Genomic DNA, 14,400 nt, shown 5'->3' with positions numbered 1-14,400 from the left:
GCCCCGCGCCAAAGACGGCATAGGTTCAGGGGTGCCTAACCAGCGGCCCTCATTTGTGGCATTTGTCTTCCCGCCGCGGTCGCCGTGGCTCGCCGTGTTCGCCGTGTGAACCTCTTCCGTCGTGCCCGCCGTGTGACCGTGTGACCTTCTCTTATGGTGTGGCCGCCAAACGCGCCACACCCGTTGGGTGCTCGCCCAGGACGACTTCGGCGACGGCGGAGCGGAGCGCGTCGATCGTCACGGGTTTATTCACCACCTTGTTGACGCCGGGCGGCACCTTGCCGGCGGCCTTCATCAGCTCACCGAATCCGGTCAGCATCAGGATCGGGATCGTGACCCCTGCCTGGCGGGCAGCGGCCGTGAAACCTTCGCCGGTCATACCGGGCATGGCATGGTCGGTGATTACCAGGTCAAAGGTCTCCTCTTTGATGGCTCGCAGGCCCTCCGCCGCACTGCTGGCCAGGGTGACCTCATGATGATCGTTCCGCAGAAATAACGAGACAATGTCGCGAGCGACCTCCTCATCATCGATGACGAGGACGCGCAGTTGCCGCTTCAATTCATGCCAGCGCGTCCTCACTTCCGTTGGAGGCGGATTATGGAAAGGGAGGCAGATGCGAAACAAAGAGCCGTTCCCGACCTGGCTCTCAACTTCAATCGTTCCGTGGTGCCGTTGGACGGTCCCGTAAACCATCGCCAGACCGAGGCCCGTCCCCCGCTCTCCCTTGGTGGTCACAAACGGCTCCATGCAGCGAGCCCTGACCTCCTCAGGCATGCCCACCCCGTTATCCTGCACCTCCAAAATCGCCCGGTCCTGGTCAGGATAGGAACGTATCCAGATGGTGCCTCCGTTGGGCAGCGCGTCCACGGCGTTGAACACCAGGTTAGTCACCATTTCACGGATTTCCGCACCGTTGCACGTCACGGCGGGTACGGGACGAAGATCCACCTGGACATCGATATGACGCCCCTGCGCCAGGGCTTCATCCCGCCATCGGGGCTGAGTCATTGACACAGCGTCGGCGACCGCCTCGGTCAGATTGACCGCCTCAAGGACTTCACCGTCGCCCCGGGGGCGGTAGAATTCACGCAGCCGCCCGACCACGGTGCTCGCATCTTTGGACGCGGTCCGAATCACCCGCAGGTACTGGGTCGTTTTCTCATGGTCGTGCAGCAACTCAGGTCTTTCCAGCAGGAGTTCGGTATAACCGAGGATCGGAATCAGCGCGTTGTTGAAATCGTGCGCCACGCCGCTGGCCATACGGCCCAGCGCACGCAGGCGTTCCTGCTGGATGACATGCTGCTGGGTGTCGTGCAGTTCCTTTAGCGCCTGCTGCAGACGCTGATTGCTTTCCCGCAACTGAATCTCAGCCCGCCGGCGCTCCGACACTTCAGACTCCAGGGCGAGATTAGCCCACGCAAGCTCTTCGGTCCGTTCACGAACCCGCAACTCCAGTTGTTCATTGACGGCTTTCCGGTCAGTGATGTCCTCCGCCACGCCGGCCAGTCGAGCCACGCTGCCATCCTCTTCAACCAGCGGAAACGCACGGTCCCGCACCCAGCGCACCTGCCCGTCAGGCCGCAGGATCCGGTACTCCTGATCGTAGCCCCCCCCGTGACGTTGATCCGCCAACGCCGCCTGCCTGACGCGCTCGCGATCGTCCGGGTGAATGCTGTCGAGCCAGGCGGTGCCGGAGCAAAGCGTGGGCAGCGGCCGGTCCCAGATGCGTTCGTGAACCGGGCTGAAGTAGAGCAGTTCGTTCGTCTCCGCGTCGCTCACCCAGATCGCTTGATCGATATGGGAAAGCACTTGCCAGAACCGTTCCGGAACCCCGGGGCCGTTGCCCGAGTCCAACCCCGTCGGCTCCGGTGAGGCTTCGGGCAAACGAGCCTCAGCAGGAGAGCCGGCGGCCGCCTCGCTTTTCAGGCGTTCCAACTCGCGGAGCAACTTGTGGCGCTCCCATGCCTGGTGCAGCGCCAGCACGAGGTCCATCCTGGACCACGGCTTAAGCAGAAAGCGAAAAATATCGCTGTTAAGCACTGCCTCCTGGATCCCGGGCGACGATGCCATCCCGGTGATCAGCATGCGCGAACTCAGGTGTTGCAGCTGCCGGCATTTCCGCAGGAACTCGAGCCCAGGCAGGTCGGGCATAAACTGGTCAGCGAGGATGATCGCGAATTCCTGCGCGGCGATCGCTTCCAGGGCGTCCTTTATCCTGGCGACCGTGACAACCCGATAATGTTCACGCGAAAGCTGCTCCTGCATGGTGTGCAGGATCATCTTGTCATCATCAACGACGAGAACCGCGGGTACTGATTCCATTCATACTCCAGGAACGACGACAACCGTCAGGGAATCACGTCCGGTCAGGCCGCACGCGACGCGTCATCATTCCAGCTCCACAGGTAACGCTGCCCCGGCGACCAAACCTTTGTCCGTGATTTGGCAACTGATTCGCCCGGCGATGCCCGCCAGAGGCAACAGGATACGTTTGATCTCAGAAAGGTTCACGTGGTTGAGATTCGATGACCGGTACCAAAACCAGCAAAAACGGTCCTCAACCGTGCATCCGAACTCAACCCCGGTGGCGTCCTTTGCAGATTGGCAGTCAAGGCTGGCCACCGCCAGCCATCGCGCCTTGAAATCCGCCGGTTGCACGTGGACGGCAGATGGAGCGCACGGGGGCATCGGCGCAAATCGAATGGTCCGGGGGAGAAGTGCCTGGAAAAGCCGGCCCAGTTCGTCAGCCAAGGTCCCGGCCGGCATGTATACCCGATCATTCATGTCGGGATCGAAAGTGCCGGTCACGACGGCCAGCAGCGTGCGGCACTGCTCGGCGCTGTCATGGATCAGTTGGAGGCTGGCGCTCAGCCTCGGATCAAGCTGGGCCTCGTCATACTGAAGGTGATGCTCCGTCAGGGTGACGATCCCGCCGATCGCATTCGAGAAATCGTGGATGACTCGATCGAGCACGAACTCGATCGAGCGCTCACGAAAGCTCGGCAAGTCCAGCGCGGGGGAGCCGTTATGAAAATTACGACGCTCAGGCACTACGCTAGTTTCTACTCGGATCGGAAAAGATCGAGTAATTTTTGCGCCATAGACTTTACAATTTCTGGATCGGGGTAATTGGGGTCGGATACTAACCGTTTCAGCCGTTCGGACATTTCTGTAGAATTCACCGGAGCTTCGGACGGGCTGGATGCGTGGGGTTCTGAAGGTGCACTCTTTTCGCCCTTGTTACTGAGCGCATCCGATTTTTTTTGCATATCCAGCCTCCGATTATTTTTTTCGGCGGTTCGCCCGGTTGCTTTAGGCAAAAGCGGCGCGCCCCGGCGAAATCCCGAGGGCACTTTAGAGAAATTCTTTCAGCTCGAATGAGTGCAACCATTCCAAAAACCATTGCGCGTAGCGCGGTGAGCCTTTAGCTTAGGTCTTAGCCGAGGCCAGTGGATCGCCCTCGGAACGAATGTCGGACGTAACACTTACGTTTATCGTCGCATGGCCATTGAGAAAGTAGTCGTCATTGATGACGAACCTATCATCCTACGGTCACTGGAGATGCAGTTACGCAGCCGCCGGTTGGCGGTTGCGCTCTGCTCCACGGTGGCCGAAGCGGAGCGGCTGATCGCTCGAGACACCTTCGATCTGATGTTTGTAGACGTTCGTTTGCCGGATGGGAACGGGACCGACTTTCTGGCGCGACTCTCGGGCAACCCGGACCGGCCATTGATCGTGATGATGACGGGGCATGGGACCATTGAATCTGCCGTCAGTTGCATTCGAAACGGCGCTTTCGATTACATCATCAAGCCGTTTTCCGCCAGCCAAATCGACGTCATATTGAAAAAGGCGGAGAACTTTTCGCAAGCCGTGAAGGTGAGCCAGATGCTTGTCCAGCAGGCGGTCACCGACAGGGCGCTGATCGGCGCAAGCCAGGCCGTCCGCCAGTTGCGGCAGATGATCCAGAAAGTGGCGCCGACAGAGGCGACGGTCCTGATCAGCGGAGAGAACGGCACCGGCAAGGAACTGGTCGCGACCGAGATTTTCCGGGCCAGCGCCCGTTCTCAAATGCCTTTTATCAAGGTGAATTGCGCCGCGATCTCGGAGACCTTGATCGAGAGCGAGTTTTTCGGGCATGAGCGCGGGGCGTTCACGGGTGCGACGGAGAAGCGCGAGGGACGGTTCGAACTTGCCAATAACGGCACCATTCTGCTCGACGAAATCAGCGAGGTCTCCCTGAAGCTGCAGGCGAAACTGCTCCGGGTGTTGCAGGAGCGGGAGTTTGAACGGGTGGGCGGCAACCGGACGCTGAAAGTAAACGTCCGGGTGCTGGCCACAACCAACCGGGATCTGCAGCGATCGGTTGAGAACCAGGAATTCCGGCAGGACCTTTATTACCGGCTGAACGTCTTTCCGATCACGGTGCCGGCCCTGCGCCAGCGGAAGGAAGACATTCCGCTACTGGTGGATGCATTCCTGCGGCGATTGGCGGGACGGCACGGCGTCAAGCCGCCGACGGTGTCGCCCGAGGCCATGAAAGTCCTGCAGGGTTACGATTGGCCGGGCAACGTTCGGGAATTGCACAACGTGGTTGAGCGCGCCGTCATACTTACCGAGCCCGGCCGGGAGATCCAGCCGGCCGACCTTGCGCCGATGTTTCCGTCGGAATTGCTCGAAACGCACGGGTCGACTTTCGAACTGCCCGCCAACGCGAATGGCTCCCTGGCCTTTCCCACGAAGATCGTTCCGCTTGAACAGATTGAAAAAGAATACATCCAGCATGCCTTGCGGCAAGCGGGCGGCAATCGAACGCATACGGCGCACCTGCTGGGCATCAGCATTCGAACTTTGCGCAATAAATTGAATCAGCGCGGCGAAGGCGAAAGCGAGGAAGCCGGGGAGCGGGTGTGACGATCCGGCATCGGTTCGCTTTTCAACCTGGTTGAGCTCGTGTCTCCGGCAGGCTTCGGAAGCTTGAGCGGGCCGGATCGGGCCGGGCCGTCATGCAGGCTACGGCTGACTCCCAACCGGCGTCGGTGACAGAGCTGCCCCGGAGAGAACGCTGCGCCAAAAAAAGGTTTGCGTCCCAGCGAGAGGCTCGAGCCGGCTGTCCCCGATCCACCTTCACGACGAATTTTCTTGCCGCGGCGTCCGGACTGCCTTGATTGGCAGCGTGAACCGTTTTGTTGACCAGGTTGCAGTGGTAACGGGGGCCGGCCGGGGCATCGGGCAGGCCATCGCCGCGAGGTTGGCGGCGGAGGGCGCCAGGGTTGCCGTGATCAGCCGCACTGAAGCCAACGCCCAGCGAACCAGCGAAGAGTTAAACCAGCAGCGTCCGGATTCCGCCCGGGCCTACGCTGTCGATGTCGCCGACGGGCACGCGGTGGCCGACCTGTGCGGCCGGATCGTTAAAGAGTTTGGCAAGGTGAGCGTGCTGGTCAACAATGCAGGCATCACGAGGGACCGGCTAACCATGCGCATGGCGGAAGCCGACTGGGACGCGGTTTTGGACACGAACCTGAAAGGGGCGTTTCACTTCGCGCAACACCTCCAGCGTTCCATGATGAAGGCTTCGTACGGCCGGATCATTAACATCGCTTCGGTCAGCGGTCTCGTCGGCCAGGCGGGCCAGGTGAACTACTCGGCCAGCAAAGCCGGGCTGATCGGACTCACCAAGGCCCTGGCCAGGGAGGTCGCGGGCCGTAACGTCACCGTCAACGCCATCGCGCCCGGCTTCGTCACGACGGACATGACGGCGGACCTGCCCGAAAACGTGCGGGCCCAGGTGCTCGAGCGCATCCCGTTGCGGCGGTTCGGCGAACCGCCGGATATCGCGGCGGCCGTTGCCTTCATCGCGAGCCCGGAAGCGCGCTACATCACGGGCCAGGTGATCACGGTCGACGGCGGCATGGTGATGTAAGGCGGGCGGCGGGCCGGTCACGACCGATCCAGGATCGTTTTGGCCGTCACGGCGCCGCTCTCCATTGCGCCCTGAAAACTGGCGTGTGAAATCTGGTCGCCGCAGCGCCAGACGTTCGGGAAAGGATTGGCGAACTTCTGCGTGAAAACGCTTCCGGGCGGTTGTACGGGAACCGCGTAAGGGATTTCAAGGGTCCGAACGTGGCGCAAGGTTCCCGGCTTCAGCGCAAAAATCCGGTTGATTTCCTGTTCCGCTGCCGCCACGTCGGCCGGGGTCACCCGCGGCCGCAGGACCGTCGCGCTGATCAGGTGAACGTCAGGCGGCGCGTACTCCGGGGCAACGTTGGTAATCTGGACCAGGTTTCGCACGATTTTGGTGCGACCCGTCTGGAGAACCAGGAGCTTTTCGGGGTAGATGGATTGTCCCGCCCGGAAGTAGACGACCGCAGCCGGATGGGCCTCCCGCACCTGGGCGCCGATCAACTTTGCCGTAACCCGTTCCGGGCAGGTAAGGACCAGCTGATCCAGTTCTATCTCGTCACCGGACGCCAGCCGCACGGCGGTGGCTTTGCCCTGCTCGAGCACCACTGCCGTAACTTCCGTCTCCAGGCGCAAGGCTCCCGCCGGCAGACGCCGGGCGAGTTGGTCGGGAATGGCTTGCAAACCGAAGCGCGGGAGGAACGTTTGGCCGGTCAGGAACTTTTTGAAGTAGTAACGGAAAAGGGTCGCTGAGGTCTCGAGCTCGTTATCCAACAAAACGCCCCCGAAGAACGGCCGGAAAAACCGCTCGAAGGCTGCGTCGCTGAAGCCCTCCAGGTACCTTTTGGTCGAGACTTCGAATGCTTCGTTCAGGAGCGTTTCATCGTTCCGTGCGAGCAGACCGGCACCGATGATGCCAAGCCGGATCTTGTCGCCCCAGTTGAGACCCCGGCCCGCAGTCGTCTGCAGAGCCGAGCTGAAATCAGTCCACGTTTTCGGCCGCCGGAACGTGAACATTTGACCGGCATCCCACATCAGCGCGCCGGGATCGAAATAGCGGGGCCCGAGGGCGCTGACGTCCAGGTACGCCCGTACGGCCGGGTAATTATCGAGTACGACCTGGAATCCGAGATCAAACGTGTAGCCGTCTTCGTAGAACGAGCCGATCCGGCCGCCCACCCGGGCGTTTTGTTCAAGGAGTACAAACGGAGCCCCGGCTTTCGCCAGTTCCAAGGCACAAACCAAGCCGCTCAAACCCGCGCCAACGATAACGATCATAGCGCAAGCTATGCAGCGCCCGTGCGCTCGTCGAGCCAGGCGTGCACGTCCCGGATCACCTGGGCCGCTTCGAAGTCTCGGGCGAGCAGGCGGTAGCTCGACGGATAGGTGCGAAGCGTCTTGGGGGCGCACGCGTGCCGCCACACCTGGTAGACCAGCCGGCACCGATCTCGCGCCATCCAGGTGCCTTCATCGGATACCGGAGCGCCTGGACCGCAATGACCATCCTGCGGTGGCACCGCGAAGGCGGTGCCGACACCCCTCATCCCGGCTGAGGTCAGTACAACATTGCATCGGCCGGAGGGTCGACCGGCATCACGGCAGCCGCCCGGAGCGTAACCCGGGTCTTCCCGTCAATATCCTGGTAAAGCGGTTTCCCGACCACCTTGACCCACGCCATGTCGGTCTGCTGAACCGGACGGTCTGTCTCCACGTTAACCAGCATCGGACGGGCATCAGCCGCACAACAGACGATCAGCATACGAACAAGCTTGAAGTGCCGGCCTTGCTTGCTCGGCAGGTATTGACCCACCACCTCGACGGTCTTTCCCGAAAAAACCTTGCGCAGGCTCGGCTCAGCTTCGCCGTAGAGCAGATCCGTAACTTCCAGCGCCACGTTACCATCAGCAGTCCGCGGCAGATAATTTTCACCGTCCGCCGTGTCGCCTGGCCCGGGAGCATTCGGGTCGGCGGCCGCCGGACCACCGGTACCCGGAGCGAGGGCGGCGGGGGTCGAAGCTGAAGCCGAAGCGTCCCTGGAAGCGGTTTCGTCAATATCTCCGCCCAGCATCGTGGCCGGAATCTGGGGAACGGCCGCGCTACCCTGGTACGCGGAAGCGGATCGGGCGACGAGCGCCGAAGCGTCCTGAACTACGCTGCGATTCATCACGGCGTTCCGGTCGAACGCGTCCTTGGATACCAGGCTGCCCGTCACGAGCGGCGCCAAAAGCACGGCGCCGGCCGCGAAGCTGCGGACCGGGCTTTGGCTAGCCTCGTGAACGCATTCACCCGCCACGCAGCAACGCCGTGAGGCCGTCGTCACGCAGTAGAGGGTTCCGGCGAGAACGAGCAAGATGCCTCCGGCCAAAACGCCGGGCCGAAACAGCGGGTGAAGGTATTGATCGATGCGATGATCGATCCAGAAAGCAAGAAGCACACCCCCCACCCCGATCAGGGTAATCCCATTCAGGTACTTAGAGACCTCGGCTCGCATAGATCAATGGTAAAACTTGGGAGCATAGTAGGGCGACGAGTACATAAAGTCCAACCCCCAGCAACACGATAAAACGCTTCCGGAACAGAAGGCGGTAAAGGAACAGCAGTTTGAAGTCGAACATCGGGCCGAAAATCAAGAAGCTCATTCGGGCGAACATGGGGAAGCTGATGAAGGTCGCGGCGATAAAAGCGTCGGACGTGCTGCAGAGGGTCATGAGGGCGGAGAGACCGGTCATGGCCCCGGTGGCGAGGAGCGCGTGTCGCGCCAGGGGCAGGATGATGGCCTGGTTCACGGCCGTGTTGAAGACCGCGGCAACCGCGGCACCAAGCATAAAATAGACGGCCGTATCGATGAAGTCGTCGGACGCCAGCCGCACTGCCGCGATTAATTTTGCACCAAAAGTGGTGACATTGCCATCCGGCGCGTCCTCGGGCATGGGCGCGACGCTCAGCCCCGCCCGCCGGCGCCGGTCGGGACGGACAACGTCCGTTTTGAGGACGGCGTCGGGACGCACCTTTAAGGCCACCAATCCGGCCAGGACGGCCACGGCATACCCCGCAGTGAGTCTGATAAGCGTATTAAGGCCGGGCGACTGGCCGCGGAACGCCGCATAAGTGCTGAACGCCACAATCGGGTTCACGATGGGCGACGCCAGCATGAACGTGAGGCCGCATGACACCGGCATCCCTTTGTTCAACAGGCGCCGCACGATGGGCACAACGCCGCAGTCGCACACCGGCAGAAAAACGCCCAGAAACCCGCTCGCCAGCGTCGCCAGGAAAGGGTTGCGCGGCAGGAGCCGGTTGATCCGGGTCGACGGCACGAAGACCGCAACCACACCGGAGACCAGCGAGCCGGCCATCAGGAACGGCAGCCCTTCAAACGCCAGGGCGAGAAACGAGAACCAAAAATTCTGCCAGCTGAAGCTGAACCAACTCATGACGGCTGAACCGGCGATAGCATTTGCTCGTCTTACTCGAGTCGCGTCAAGGCATCAACAAATCCGGGGCAAATGCTCCCCGGAAAACATCTCAGTCACGCGGGTACCGCCGACCCGGGTTTTCATGAGGATGCAGGCCGCGGCACCCATCCATTCAGGAACGACCCGACGAGCAAGGGTAACTCGCGGCTGTACCCGCCTTCCAGCACCGCCGCAACCGGAACCCGAAGCCCGGCCAGCCACGCGCCGAACTGTCCGAAATGGGGCTGTTCCAACGTCATCTGAGTGATCGGATCCCGGGCAAAGGCGTCGAAACCCGCCGATACCAGCAAGAGCTCGGGGTCAAACGCCAGCAATGTACCCAGGGCCGCTCGAACGGCGCGCGCATGGGCGTCCGGATCACTCATCGGCGGGATCGGCCAGTTTGAGATATTGGCAAAACTCTTCGTGCCCGTTCCGGGATACCCTGGGTATTGATGCACCGACGCAAAACGGATCCGGTCGTCATTCGCCACGATCGCCTCCGTGCCATTCCCATGGTGGGCGTCGAAGTCCCAAATGGCGACGCGGGCGCAACCTTGTTCGAGGGCGTAGCGGGCGGCAATCGCCACGGAGTTAAGGTAGCAAAAACCCATGGCCCGATCGGTCGTCGCGTGGTGACCGGGCGGACGCAACAGTGAAAATGCGGCCCGCCCCTGCAGGGCTTCGTTGACCGCCGCCAGGGCACCCCCTGCGGCCCGGCGCGCGTGCGTCTCGATCCCCTCATAGTAGGGAGTATCACCATCGAAGTCGCGCGGCTGCTGCAACCGGCGAAGGTGCTCCGGGGTGTGGACCCGCAGCAAATCGGCTTCTGAGGCGATGCCGGGCTGCACCCACGCGGCATCCGGCCTTTGATCCTCCAGGTAAGCGGCGGTGGCCAGCACCCGGATAGGGCTTTCGGGATGGCACGGCGATTCGTAGCCGGCGCAGGCGGGGTCGTAGATTAAGCTGAGCATGGCCATGGTCCGGGTTGTCTGCGGGGCCGGAGTGCGTTACCTCTTGGCTTACCCGCAGTTTGCGGCCGCCTGCGTGCCCGGTGGTAGTGGCCCGCAGAGTCGACCATCGCTTTTTTTTATGAGAATCATCGTATTGTTGGCCTTGTTTTCCATGACGAACTTGTCCCAGGCCGCATCCAGCAGTCCCCTTCCGCCACAGATCCCGTTACGCGATTTTTTCCGCAACCCGGAAATAGCCGGGTTCCAACTCTCGCCGAGTGGTAACGACCTGGCTTACGTGAGACCTTACGAAAGCCGGCTCAACGTGTTTATCCGCCCCCGCGAGGGCGGCGAGGAAAAGCGGTTGACTTCGGTGACCGATCGCGACGTAACCGCCTATTTCTGGAAAGGCGACCAATACATCCTGTTCCTCAAAGATAACGGCGGGGATGAAAACTTCCATCTGTTCGCCGTAGATCGCGACGGCAAACAAGTTCGGGATCTTACGCCGTTTGAGGGCGCACGGGCGGAACTCATCGATGACCTTGAAGATCACCCGACGGACGTCATCGTGGCGCTCAACAAGCGGAACAAAGAGGTGTTCGATGCCTACCGGCTGAACGTTGAAACCGGCGACATGAAGCTCATTGCGGAAAACCCGGGCAACATCGCCAACTGGGTCACGGATCATGACGGCCGCATCCGGGTGGCAACGACGACCGACGGGGTAAACACCAGCCTCCTGTACCGCAAATCCGAACAGGAGGCCTGGAAAACCATCCTGACGACAAACTTCAAGGAATCGTTCAGCCCGGCGTTTTTCACCTTCGACAATAAAAACCTGTATGGGGTTTCCAACCTCGGTCGGGACAAGGCCGCGGTGGTCGAGTTTGATCTGGATTCAGCCAAGGAAACGCAGGTCCTGTACGAAAATCCGGAGGTCGACGTCTCGGACTTGACCTATTCGCGCAAGCGCAAGGTGTTGACCTCGGCCGTCTACACGACCTGGAGGACGGAACGCAAGTTTTTCGACCGGGAAGCGGAAGGCATTTTCAGCCGTCTCGAAGCCAAATTACCGGGGATGGAACTATCGGTTACCTCAGCCAGCAAGGACGAGGACCGTTTCGTGGTTCGCACGATGAGCGACCGGTCCCTCGGCGCTTTCTATTTGTATGATGTCAAGGGCGACGAACTGACGAAACTGGCCGACCGCGCGCCCTGGTTGAACCCCGCCGACCTGGCTGAGATGAAACCGATCAGCTACCAGGCCCGCGACGGCCTGACGATCAACGGTTACCTTAGCCTGCCGAAAGGTGCCGAACCGAAAAATCTGCCGGTGATTATTAACGTTCACGGCGGCCCGTGGGCACGCGATGCGTGGGGCTTCGATCCCGAAGTCCAGTTCTTGGCTAACCGCGGCTACGCTATTCTCCAGGTGAACTACCGCGGCTCAACGGGCTACGGGCGAAAGTTTTGGGAGATCAGTTTCAAGCAGTGGGGCGGGACGATGCAGGATGACATCACCGACGGTGCCGAGTGGTTGATCAAAGAGGGTATCGCAAACCCAAAGCGGATCGCCATCTACGGCGGCAGCTACGGCGGGTATGCCACCCTGGAGGGCCTGGTCAAGACGCCCGATCTGTATGCAGCCGGAGTCGATTATGTCGGTGTCTCCAACCTGTTCACGTTCCTGAAGACGATCCCGCCTTACTGGAAACCGCAGCTTGACATGATGTACGCGATGGTCGGAAACCCGGATCAGGATAAGGAATGGTTCCGGCAGCATTCCCCTGCTCTGAACGCGGACAGGATCAAGGCGCCCCTTTTTGTGGCCCAGGGCGCCAAAGATCCCCGGGTGAACATCGCCGAGTCAAACCAGATCGTGGAAGCGTTGAAAAAGCGGGGCGTTGACGTCGAGTACATGGTCAAGGAAAACGAGGGGCACGGTTTTCACAACGAGGAGAACCGTTTTTCCTTTTACGAAGCGATGGAGCAATTCCTGAGCAAGCATGTGCCCGTCGACGCTGCGAAGGTCGACGCTGCAAAGGCCCGGCCGCCCGAGCCCGCGGACCGAAACGGGTAATGGGCAGCCGGCGACCGGCCCGGGACCAAAACGGGCGGAGCCCGATCGTTCCGACGAGAGTAGTAGAGGCTGCGGCAACGGTCTTTGCCCCTTTCCGGGGCAAAGACAAGCCCGGCTCAAACGAGAAGTTCGGCAATCTGGACCGCGTTTAAAGCGGCGCCTTTGAGCAACTGGTCGCCGCAGACCCACAATGCCAACCCGTTGTCCAGTGCGGCATCGAGCCGGATACGGCCAACCTGGCAATCGTCAGTTCCGGAAGTGGCCAATGGCACCGGGTATTTGCCCGAAGCCGGTTCGTCCACCAGCCGGACACCGGGAAACTTGGCGATGACGTCCCTCGCCCGATCGATCGAAACGGGGTTTCGGAATTCGGCGTGCACGGCAACGGCATGCGACCGGTAAACCGGTACGCGCACGCAAGTGATGGAAGCACGCAAGTCCGGCAGGTGCAGGATCTTGCGGCTCTCATTAACAAATTTGTGTTCCTCCTTCGTGTATCCGTCCGCTAAAAACGCGTCCACCTGAGGAATGACGTTGAAGGCGATCGGGTGCGGAAAGACGGCGGCGGCAGGGGCCTGCGCGGCGTCCGCTTCCACCTGGGATTTCAGTTCGATGATCCCTTTTGCGCCCGCCCCCGAAACGGCCTGATAACTCGCCGCGACGACGCGGTTCAAACCAAATGCACGGTGCAGCGGGCACAAAGCCATCAGGCTGATGATGGTCGTGCAGTTCGGGTTAGCGATGATTCCCGCGTGATACCGGGCGTCGTCAGCATTGATTTCCGGGACCACCAGGGGCACCGCCGGTTCCATCCGGAACGCCGAGGAATTATCGATGACCGTGGCGCCCGCCTGCACGGCGGCCGGCGCAAAAGTCTTCGACGTGGACGCGCCGGCGCTGAAGAGTGCAAAATCGACATTGTTGAACGACCCTTCCGACAACGTTTCCACCGGCAGTTCCTCCCCTCGAAAACGCAGACGTTTACCCGCCGATTTGGGAGAGGCGAGAAGTTTCAGGTCGCGAACCGGAAACGCCCGCTGTTCCAATAACCGCAGAAGCTCGATTCCGACGGCGCCCGTTGCGCCGGCAATTGCGACTGTGAAATGCTTGCCCATACCGCCCCCACTTTAAAACAAGTATGACACCGCTCAAGATCGTGATTCGTCTCGACCAGCAAAAGCTTTACCTCTGCCGCGAGGATGAGATCGTTCGAACTTACCCGATCTCCAGTTCTCGTTTCGGCGTGGGTTCTGAACCCGGAAGTTTCAAAACTCCGCTGGGCCGGTTTGAAATCGCAGAAAAGATCGGCGGCGATCAACCGCTGAACACGGTTTTTCGGGGCCGTGAACCGGTTCTTTTCGAGCAGCCGGACTGGACCTCCGAACCGGATTTGATCACCTCCCGCATCCTCTGGTTGAACGGCCTGGAAGTGCACAACGCCAACACCAAGGAACGGTTCATCTACATTCACGGCACCAACCAGGAGGCGTTGCTGGCCAGTCCGGCCAGCCACGGCTGCATCCGGATGGGGAATGCCGATATCGGCCAGCTTTTCAGTGAAGTTGAACCGGGCACGGAAGTCTTGATTCAGGAGTAGAAGAGGAGGGCGTTCGGTCACACGGCGGCCGCAGCGAACCGGCGGGCACAACGACTGAGTTCACACGGCGAGCCACGGCGGGAAGACAAAATCACCCGGCACCCGATGCTCGACCCTTAATTCAGCCCCTGGCAAGGAGTACGCCGTCTTTGGCCCGGGGCGGCGGCGAGATTAATGGTCACTAAAGTTCTCGGTTACTGCCAACCGCCGCCCCGCGCCAAAGACGGCATAGGTTCAGGGGTGCCTAACCAGCGGCCCTCATTTGTGGCATTTGTCTTCCCGCCGCGGTCGCCGTGGCTCGCCGTGTTCGCCGTGTGAACCTCTTCCGTCGTGCCCGCCACACCCGCCACACCCGCCCCACCCGCCGTGCCCGCGGTGTGACCGTGTGACCTTCTCTTATGTTGTGGCCG

Annotated in this window: 12 protein-coding genes; 4 read left to right on the top strand and 8 right to left on the bottom strand. The window is 61.1% G+C overall.

Annotated elements, in window-relative coordinates:
• Positions 1-151 precede the first annotated feature (151 nt).
• Both JO015_04920 and JO015_04915 read right to left on the bottom strand, forming a co-directional pair.
• Entirely contained in the window at positions 152-2,323 is a 2,172-nt protein-coding gene (locus tag JO015_04920) for a response regulator (GenBank protein ID MBV9998441.1), read from the bottom strand.
• Between the two features lie 66 nt (positions 2,324-2,389).
• Positions 2,390-3,052, bottom strand: coding sequence for a hypothetical protein (locus JO015_04915; protein MBV9998440.1), 663 nt, complete (start codon positions 3,050-3,052; stop codon positions 2,390-2,392).
• Positions 3,053-3,502: 450 nt separating this feature from the next.
• Between JO015_04915 and JO015_04910 the strand changes: the two genes are divergently transcribed.
• The gene (locus JO015_04910) at positions 3,503-4,915 is read left to right on the top strand and encodes a sigma-54-dependent Fis family transcriptional regulator (GenBank protein ID MBV9998439.1); all 1,413 of its coding nucleotides are present in this window, start codon (positions 3,503-3,505) and stop codon (positions 4,913-4,915) included.
• Positions 4,916-5,168: 253 nt separating this feature from the next.
• The gene (gene fabG / locus JO015_04905; GenBank protein ID MBV9998438.1) at positions 5,169-5,924 is read left to right on the top strand and encodes a 3-oxoacyl-[acyl-carrier-protein] reductase; all 756 of its coding nucleotides are present in this window, start codon (positions 5,169-5,171) and stop codon (positions 5,922-5,924) included.
• Between the two features lie 17 nt (positions 5,925-5,941).
• On the opposite strand, the gene JO015_04900 is transcribed toward fabG, so the two are convergent.
• From JO015_04900 to JO015_04880, 5 genes are all read right to left on the bottom strand, one after another.
• Entirely contained in the window at positions 5,942-7,180 is a 1,239-nt protein-coding gene (locus tag JO015_04900; GenBank protein ID MBV9998437.1) for an FAD-dependent oxidoreductase, read from the bottom strand.
• Positions 7,181-7,188: 8 nt separating this feature from the next.
• The gene (locus JO015_04895) at positions 7,189-7,419 is read right to left on the bottom strand and encodes a hypothetical protein (protein ID MBV9998436.1); all 231 of its coding nucleotides are present in this window, start codon (positions 7,417-7,419) and stop codon (positions 7,189-7,191) included.
• 38 nt (positions 7,420-7,457) lie between these two features.
• A complete protein-coding gene (locus JO015_04890; protein ID MBV9998435.1) occupies positions 7,458-8,393 on the bottom strand; it encodes a DUF1980 domain-containing protein in 936 nt (311 codons plus the stop codon).
• Positions 8,374-9,336 (bottom strand): permease, encoded by a 963-nt coding sequence (locus JO015_04885; GenBank protein ID MBV9998434.1) that lies wholly within the window; start codon positions 9,334-9,336, stop codon positions 8,374-8,376. Before JO015_04885 ends, JO015_04890 begins: the two co-directional genes overlap by 20 nt.
• Before the next feature lie 122 nt (positions 9,337-9,458).
• Positions 9,459-10,331 carry a histone deacetylase gene (locus tag JO015_04880; GenBank protein ID MBV9998433.1) on the bottom strand — a complete coding sequence of 291 codons (873 nt, stop codon included), beginning with the start codon at positions 10,329-10,331 and terminating at the stop codon, positions 9,459-9,461.
• Between the two features lie 118 nt (positions 10,332-10,449).
• On the opposite strand from JO015_04880, the gene JO015_04875 reads away from it, so the two are divergent.
• Positions 10,450-12,393: a S9 family peptidase gene (locus JO015_04875; GenBank protein ID MBV9998432.1), complete on the top strand. Its 1,944-nt coding sequence runs from the start codon at positions 10,450-10,452 to the stop codon at positions 12,391-12,393.
• 116 nt (positions 12,394-12,509) lie between these two features.
• On the opposite strand, the gene JO015_04870 is transcribed toward JO015_04875, so the two are convergent.
• Positions 12,510-13,508, bottom strand: coding sequence for an aspartate-semialdehyde dehydrogenase (locus JO015_04870; protein MBV9998431.1), 999 nt, complete (start codon positions 13,506-13,508; stop codon positions 12,510-12,512).
• Between the two features lie 23 nt (positions 13,509-13,531).
• Between JO015_04870 and JO015_04865 the strand changes: the two genes are divergently transcribed.
• On the top strand, positions 13,532-13,990 hold the full coding sequence (locus JO015_04865) for a L,D-transpeptidase (protein MBV9998430.1): 459 nt from the start codon (positions 13,532-13,534) through the stop codon (positions 13,988-13,990).
• The last annotated feature ends 410 nt before the right edge of the window (positions 13,991-14,400 follow it).

The sequence above is a fragment of the Verrucomicrobiota bacterium genome, from assembly GCA_019247695.1.
GTDB lineage: Bacteria > Verrucomicrobiota > Verrucomicrobiia > Chthoniobacterales > JAFAMB01 > JAFBAP01.
The sequence above is the reverse complement of the archived record's forward strand: the minus strand, read 5'-3'. Positions and strand labels throughout refer to the sequence as shown.

Bases quoted from the DNA above. Each gene is read 5' to 3' on its own strand.
- JO015_04920 (MBV9998441.1), bottom strand. From the start codon at position 2,323: ATGGAATCAGTACCCGCGGTTCTCGTCGTTGATGATGACAAGATGATC.
- JO015_04910 (MBV9998439.1), top strand. From the start codon at position 3,503: ATGGCCATTGAGAAAGTAGTCGTCATTGATGACGAACCTATCATCCTA.
- JO015_04900 (MBV9998437.1), bottom strand. From the start codon at position 7,180: ATGATCGTTATCGTTGGCGCGGGTTTGAGCGGCTTGGTTTGTGCCTTG.
- JO015_04890 (MBV9998435.1), bottom strand. From the start codon at position 8,393: ATGCGAGCCGAGGTCTCTAAGTACCTGAATGGGATTACCCTGATCGGG.
- JO015_04885 (MBV9998434.1), bottom strand. From the start codon at position 9,336: ATGAGTTGGTTCAGCTTCAGCTGGCAGAATTTTTGGTTCTCGTTTCTC.
- JO015_04880 (MBV9998433.1), bottom strand. From the start codon at position 10,331: ATGCTCAGCTTAATCTACGACCCCGCCTGCGCCGGCTACGAATCGCCG.
- JO015_04875 (MBV9998432.1), top strand. From the start codon at position 10,450: ATGAGAATCATCGTATTGTTGGCCTTGTTTTCCATGACGAACTTGTCC.
- JO015_04870 (MBV9998431.1), bottom strand. From the start codon at position 13,508: ATGGGCAAGCATTTCACAGTCGCAATTGCCGGCGCAACGGGCGCCGTC.
- JO015_04865 (MBV9998430.1), top strand. From the start codon at position 13,532: ATGACACCGCTCAAGATCGTGATTCGTCTCGACCAGCAAAAGCTTTAC.